The sequence below is a fragment of the Paenibacillus sp. BK033 genome (genome assembly GCF_004345425.1).
In the GTDB taxonomy this organism is placed as follows: domain Bacteria; phylum Bacillota; class Bacilli; order Paenibacillales; family Paenibacillaceae; genus Pristimantibacillus.
In genome coordinates this window covers 1-1,249 of sequence record NZ_SLVP01000035.1, presented here as the reverse complement: position 1 = coordinate 1,249, position 1,249 = coordinate 1, and the positions used below count along the sequence as shown (strand labels likewise).

Here is a 1,249-nt window from a genome sequence, read left to right as displayed (position 1 = left end):
GCCGGCAGCCCCTAACCTTCTTGTTGTCCACACTATCGCATGTGATACGGGATCAATGTCCCAACCAGCCTAAACATGGTTTAACAAGTAGGGGGACGAACAGAATAGCTTACGGGATCCGAGTCCCACGGGCAGTTACGTTCGATCCCCGGCTACTGCAATCTTACGACCCTACAAAAAAGAGGTCGACCAGAAAGATCTGGTGACCTCATAATACGAAGAGGTCGACCAGAAAGATCTGGTGACCTCATAATACGAAAGGGCAGGTTAACGCAACAATACGATGAAAGCTTCGTCTGTATAAGTAAGATTTTGAGGGGAAGTGAAGTGGGGCGTTCGCATACGGGTTTTTGGGTCGAGCAGCGCTTATATTATATCCAGAGCGTCTAAGGTAGTAATGGAAATATCGAGGAGGGATTTATGTGAAGAGAGTCGGTGTCGCGCTGCTTGTGGTTGCCGTTGCGCTTACGGGCTGTTGGGAGCAAAAGACGAAGACATTTCAAGGCGCGGTCGAGCGCGTGGAGAACGGGCGAATATCCCTCAATTGCTCGGATGAAATGAACCGGGGTAAGCGTGGCGCGATCGATGCTATCGGGTACATATGTGATATCGAGACTACGTCACAAACAGTTTATCGGGACGAAGACGGCAGCGATCTGAAGGCAAGCGATTTCAAAACGGGCGAAGTAGTCAAGGTCATCCTGACCAAAGCTGCTGATTTTCATGCCTCCAAGCCGGGCAAACGGTATGCCGAAACCTTGATTCTCCTGCATCAAGACGACGTAACTCGCCAAGATATTCTTCGGGCTTTGGGGGAGAAGGGCTTGAAGCTGACGGCGTATGACGACCCGGACGTGATTTCGCTGACAGATGCCAAAGCTCAAACGTTCGTTCTGGAAGACGGCGGCGAGCTTGTGGTCTATGAGTTTCCATCAATGCTGGCGCAGGAGAAAGGTTGGGGCACACTTATGCATGAATGGGAGTCTACGGGACATAGAGGAGGAACAAACTTCAATCTTCAGCGTTTCTTGTTGATCCTCTATGCCGGTCAAAACGCGTCCGACTCCACGTTAGGAACAATCCAGCAGGTCATGCATAATCTGGCGAAATATTGAGACTAATGTGAATGCCTGGTACACTTCAGCCATCCATTGAGCTACCCCGAAAATTACTCTTAGCTCAGACCCAAAAATGGCAGCACGAAAACAAGCCCAGCTTTTATGTTTTTTTAAAACTGTGCTTCTTCGAA

1 protein-coding gene is annotated in these 1,249 nt (G+C 49.5%); it reads left to right on the top strand.

The features are described from left to right. The first annotated feature begins 422 nt into the window (after positions 1-422). Positions 423-1,115: a hypothetical protein gene (locus tag EV294_RS30145; RefSeq protein ID WP_132313694.1), complete on the top strand. Its 693-nt coding sequence runs from the start codon at positions 423-425 to the stop codon at positions 1,113-1,115. Positions 1,116-1,249 lie beyond the last annotated feature (134 nt).